This window comes from Streptomyces sp. LS1784, from assembly GCF_020103755.1.
Taxonomy (GTDB): Bacteria; Actinomycetota; Actinomycetes; order Streptomycetales; family Streptomycetaceae; genus Kitasatospora.
Map to the genome: position 1 here is coordinate 1 of NZ_JAHSQD010000569.1, position 5,147 is coordinate 5,147.

Consider the following 5,147-nt stretch of genomic DNA (forward strand, 5'->3'; position numbering starts at 1 on the left):
ACCGCGGGCGGGGCCCCGACCGCCGACGACCACGGCGCCCGCACCCCGCACGCGGCGGGCGCCGGCACCGACTACCGCGAGGACGAAATCGCCACCCAGGTCCAGCAGTTGCTGGCCCGCTCGGAGAACGTCCCGGGGCTGCGGGCCACCGGGCCCGCCACGTCCGAGGGCGCCCTGCCCGCCGACGGTGCCCGACCGGAGCCCGGCTCCCCCGCCGACTCGGGCTGCCCGGACCCCGCCACCGGCAGCCCGCTGGCCACCGACCGGGGCAGCTACCGCGGCGCGCCGGTCGACGTCCTGGTCTACCCGCTGCCCGGCCGGCCCGGCTTCGTCGACGTCTACCTGCGCTCCACCGGCTGCGGTCCGGTCCTCCTGCACCAAGCCGTTCCCAGCCGCTGACCGACGGTTCCCATGCGATCCACGCCAACTGCGCCACGCCGCTTCCGGACTTCGGGCGCCTGGTACTGATCCGCCTGGGAATGCGAGACACTGGTCAGTCGTTGTCCCGGGCGGCGGAGCAGGACCGCCCTCCCCGCAGCAAACGCGGGTCGCGATGCGAACCAGGAGAAGCAGTGAGCGACGTCCGTAACGTGATCATCATCGGTTCCGGCCCGGCCGGGTACACGGCTGCGCTCTACACGGCCCGTGCCTCCCTCAAGCCGCTGGTCTTCGAGGGGGCCGTCACCGCCGGTGGTGCGCTGATGAACACCACCGAGGTCGAGAACTTCCCGGGTTTCCGGGACGGCATCATGGGCCCCGAGCTGATGGACAACATGCGGGCCCAGGCCGAGCGCTTCGGCGCCGAGCTGATCCCCGACGACATCGTCGCGGTCGACCTCACCGGTGACATCAAGACCGTCACCGACTCCGAGGGCAACGTGCACAAGGCGCGCGCCGTGATCGTCACCACCGGCTCCCAGCACCGCAAGCTCGGCCTGCCGAACGAGGACAAGCTCTCCGGCCGTGGCGTCTCCTGGTGCGCCACCTGCGACGGCTTCTTCTTCCGCGACCAGGACATCGCGGTGGTCGGCGGCGGCGACACCGCCCTGGAGGAGGCGACCTTCCTCTCCCGCTTCGCCAGGAGCGTCACGATCATCCACCGCCGGGACACCCTGCGCGCCTCCAAGGCGATGCAGGAGCGTGCCTTCGCCGACCCGAAGATCCGCTTCGAGTGGGACAGCGCGGTCGAGGCCATCCACGGCGACCCGAAGCTGAGCGGCGTCACCCTGCGCGACACCACCACCGGCGAGACCCGCGAGCTGGCCGTCACCGGCCTGTTCATCGCGATCGGCCACGACCCGCGCACCGAACTCTTCAAGGGCCAGCTGGACCTGGACGCCGAGGGCTACCTCAAGGTCGAGGCCCCCTCCACCCGGACCAACATCCCGGGCGTGTTCGGCGCCGGCGACGTCGTCGACCACACCTACCGCCAGGCCATCACCGCCGCCGGCACCGGCTGCTCCTCCGCCCTGGACGCCGAGCGCTACCTGGCGGCGCTGGACGACCTGGAGGCCAAGGCCGCCGCCGTCGCGGTCTGAGCCCCTCCCCGATCCACCTGCGGGGGTGTTCCACGTGGAACACCCCCGCCCCGGCCGGGCAGAAACAGAACGGACCCGCCCGTTGTTCTCCTGGCAGCAGCCCCCTCCGTCCGAACCCGAGGAGTTCCCGTGGCCGGCGCCACCACCACAGTCACCGACGCGACCTTCCAGGCCGACGTCCTGGAGAGCGAGAAGCCCGTACTGGTCGACTTCTGGGCCACCTGGTGCGGCCCGTGCCGCCAGGTCGCCCCGATCCTGGACGAGATCGCGGCCGAGCACAGCGACAAGCTGACCATCGCCAAGCTCGACGTGGACGCCAACCAGGCGACCGCGGCCCAGTACGGCGTCATCTCGATCCCGACCCTGATCGTCTACAAGGGCGGCGAGCCGGTGAAGTCCATCACCGGTGCCCGTCCGAAGGCCGCGCTGCTGCGCGAGCTGGCCGAGTTCATCTAGGTCTTCCGGTCATCGACCGCACGGCGGCGGGGCTCCCCTCGATGGGGAGCCCCGCCGCCGTCGTCTTCCGGGCCACCCCTAGAACGGCCGTAGCGCGGGCTCCTTGCGCCCGCCGCCCAGCAGCCGCTCCAGCGCCCCCTCCACGTCGCCCCGCCAGGAGAGCGTGGTCCGCGCCTCCAGCCGCAGCCGCGGGTAGCGCTGGTGCGGGCGGACGGTCTTGAAGCCGACCGCGAGCAGGTGGTCGGCCGGCAGCACGCAGCTGGTCGGCACCCGCCCGGCCGAGCCGAAGGCCTCGATCGCCCGCACCCCGCGCCCGATCAGGTCCTTGGCCACGGCCTGCACCAGCACCCGGCCGAGCCCCTGGCGCTGGTAGCCCGGCAGCACCCGGCTGACCATCAGCTGAACGGCGTCCGGCGAGACCGGGCTGGTCGGGAAGGACTGTGAGCGGGGGACGTAGGCGGGCGGCGCGTACAACACGAACCCGGCGGGCCGGTCGTCCACGTAGACGATCCGGCCGCAGGAGCCCCACTCCAGCAGCACCGTGGAGATCCACCCCTCCTTCTCCAGTTCCGGCTTGCCCGACTCGACCGCCTGCTTCCCGCTGACCGGGTCCAGCTCCCAGAACACGCAGGATCGGCAGCCGGTCGGCAGGTCCCCGAGGTTGTCCAGCGTCAGCGGAGCGATCCGGCGTCCCATGGCCGCACCTCCTCCTCCCTTTCACGGTCGAGCATTCCCCCACGAACGCCGATGGGTGCATGTTTCACGTGAAACAGCGCTCACGTGGAACACGCACCCATCGGGTCGTTGCCCTCGGCCGGCCGGTCCGGCTCAGCCCTGCGACAGCCGCAGACCGTCCTCACCCGGGGCCATGCTGTCCAGGATCCGGTTCAGGTCCTCCACCGAGCCGAACTCCAGCACCACCTTGCCCTTGCCCAGCTTGCCGCCGCGCTGCGACACCTCGACCTTGACCCGGGTGTCGAAGCGGTCGGACAGCCGGCTCGCCAGGTCGTTGAACGCCGGGGAGTTCAGCTTGCCCGCCTTCGGCGCCTGGCGCTTCGACTTCTCCGGTTCCTCCGAGCGCATCAGCACGACGATCTCCTCGACGTTGCGCACCGTGAGGCCCTCGGCGTTGACCCGCGCGGCCAGCCGCTCCTGCTGCTCGGGGTCCGACAGTCCGAGCAGCGCCCGGGCGTGCCCGGCCATCAGCGTCCCGGCCACCAGCCGGAGCTGAACGGACGGCGGGAGCTTCATCAGCCGCAGGGTGTTGGAGACGTGCGTGCGCGAGCGGCCGATCCGGTCGGCCAGCTCCTCGTGGGTGCACGAGAAGTCCCGCAGCAGCTGGTCGTACGCGGCGGCTTCCTCCACCGGGTTCAGCTCGGCGCGGTGCAGGTTCTCCAGAAGGGCGTCCAGCAGCAGCTTGTCGTCCTCGGTGGCCCGGACGATCGCCGGAATCCGCTCCAGCCCGGCCTCCCGGGAGGCTCGCCAGCGGCGTTCGCCCATGATCAGCTCGAAGCTGTCGGCACCGACCTGGCGCACCACGATCGGCTGGAGCAGACCGACCTCCTTGATGGAGGTGACCAGCTCGGCCAGCTTGTCCTCGTCGAAGACCTCACGCGGCTGGCGCGGGTTGGGGGTGATCGCGTCCAGCGGCAGCTCGGCGAAGTAGGCACCGGCCGGCTGTGCCTGCTCCGCCTGCTTCTCCGCGGCCGCCCGGGCCGCCACCGTGCCGCGGCCGACCGGCAGCGGCGTCACCGAGGCCGGTGCAGGCGCGGCTGCCGCGGACTTCGCCTCCGCCTCGCCGTCCACCGGCGCGGCGGGGCGGATCAGCGCCTCCAGCCCTCGGCCCAGACCAACCCTGCGAGCACTCACTGATGACCCTCCGTCGTGCCGTACTGTGCCACCGGGGCGCCGTGCCCCTGATGACCGTCCCGCTGCTGACCCACCAGTGAACCGCCCTGGCCCACCGCACGCAGCGCGAGCTCGCGGGCGGCCTCCAGGTAGGAGAGCGCCCCGGTCGAGCCCGGGTCGTAGGTGAGCACCGTCTGCCCGTAGCTGGGCGCCTCCGAGATGCGCACCGAGCGGGGGATCGCCGTGCTCAGCACCTCTTGCTGGAAGTGGGTCCGGACCTCCTCGGCGACCTGGGCGGCCAGCCTGGTCCGGGCGTCGTACATGGTGAGCAGGATGGTCGACACGTGCAGTGCGGGGTTGAGGTGCGCGCGCACCAGCTCGACGTTGCGCAGCAGCTGACCGAGGCCCTCCAACGCGTAGTACTCGCACTGGATCGGGATCATCACCTCCCTGCCGGCGACCAGGGCGTTGACCGTCAGCAGGCCCAGCGAGGGCGGACAGTCGATCAGGATGTAGTCGAGCGGCTGCTCGTAGGCGGCGATGGCGCGCTGGAGCCGGCTCTCCCGAGCCACCAGGGAGACCAGCTCGATCTCGGCGCCGGCCAGGTCGATGGTGGCGGGGACGCAGAACAGCCCCTCGACGTCGTGTACCGGCTGCACGACGTCGGCCAGCGGCTTGCCCTCCACCAGGACGTCGTAGATGGACGGCACCTCGGCGTGGTGGTCGATACCGAGCGCGGTGGAGGCGTTGCCCTGCGGGTCGAGGTCGACGACCAGGACGCGCAGGCCGTGCATGGCGAGCGAGGCGGCCATGTTCACGGTGGTGGTGGTCTTGCCCACCCCACCCTTCTGGTTGGCGACCACGATCACCCGGGTGGCGGCGGGCCGGGGCAGTCCCGCGCCCGCTCGGCCGATCGCCTGAACCGCAGCCTGGGCAGCCCGTGCGATGGGCGTGTCATCGATATGGTCGACGGTCTCCGAGTCCTGCATGGGGGTCAGTGTTTCACGTGAAACCGGAGCGGCAACAGTCGCCGCCCGGTCACGGCGGAGGATGCCCGAGAGCAAGGAGCGACGTTTCACGTGAAACACCATGCCCGCTATGCCGGAAATCTGACGTTGCGACACTCCGGTGTCCCGCTGTCGACCGGGCCGTCACCTGAACGACCGCGGGCGGACGCCCCTCCCGTTCAGGAGGTCCGTCCGCCCGTGCTCGGTACGTGTCCGGCGTCACGCCGGCTCAGCGGCCGCGGCGCCGCCCGCCCCGGCCGCGCTCGCCGGTCCGGACGCTCGCGTTGCGGCCCGCCCG

5 protein-coding genes and 1 pseudogene are annotated in these 5,147 nt (G+C 71.7%); 3 read left to right on the plus strand and 3 right to left on the minus strand.

Annotation, left to right across the window (positions count from 1 at the left end; all coding sequences use genetic code 11):
• From KS423_RS37850 to trxA, 3 genes and pseudogenes are all read left to right on the plus strand, one after another.
• Positions 1–399: pseudogene (locus KS423_RS37850) on the plus strand (hypothetical protein); the annotation flags it as partial.
• Positions 400–572: 173 nt separating this feature from the next.
• Entirely contained in the window at positions 573–1,538 is a 966-nt protein-coding gene (gene trxB, locus KS423_RS37855; protein ID WP_224284273.1) for a thioredoxin-disulfide reductase, read from the plus strand.
• 129 nt (positions 1,539–1,667) lie between these two features.
• Positions 1,668–1,994, plus strand: coding sequence for a thioredoxin (gene trxA, locus KS423_RS37860; RefSeq protein WP_224284274.1), 327 nt, complete (start codon positions 1,668–1,670; stop codon positions 1,992–1,994).
• A 78-nt stretch (positions 1,995–2,072) separates the two neighbouring features.
• On the opposite strand, the gene KS423_RS37865 is transcribed toward trxA, so the two are convergent.
• The 3 genes from KS423_RS37865 to KS423_RS37875 all read right to left on the minus strand — a co-directional run bounded on the left by KS423_RS37865 (position 2,073) and on the right by KS423_RS37875 (position 4,933).
• Complete coding sequence (locus KS423_RS37865) at positions 2,073–2,690, minus strand: GNAT family N-acetyltransferase (protein ID WP_224284275.1); 618 nt, start codon at positions 2,688–2,690, stop codon at positions 2,073–2,075.
• A 132-nt stretch (positions 2,691–2,822) separates the two neighbouring features.
• Positions 2,823–3,863 carry a ParB/RepB/Spo0J family partition protein gene (locus KS423_RS37870; protein WP_224284276.1) on the minus strand — a complete coding sequence of 347 codons (1,041 nt, stop codon included), beginning with the start codon at positions 3,861–3,863 and terminating at the stop codon, positions 2,823–2,825.
• Complete coding sequence (locus tag KS423_RS37875) at positions 3,860–4,933, minus strand: ParA family protein (RefSeq protein ID WP_374120105.1); 1,074 nt, start codon at positions 4,931–4,933, stop codon at positions 3,860–3,862. The genes KS423_RS37870 and KS423_RS37875 overlap by 4 nt, the downstream gene beginning before the upstream one ends.
• Positions 4,934–5,147: the final 214 nt, after the last annotated feature.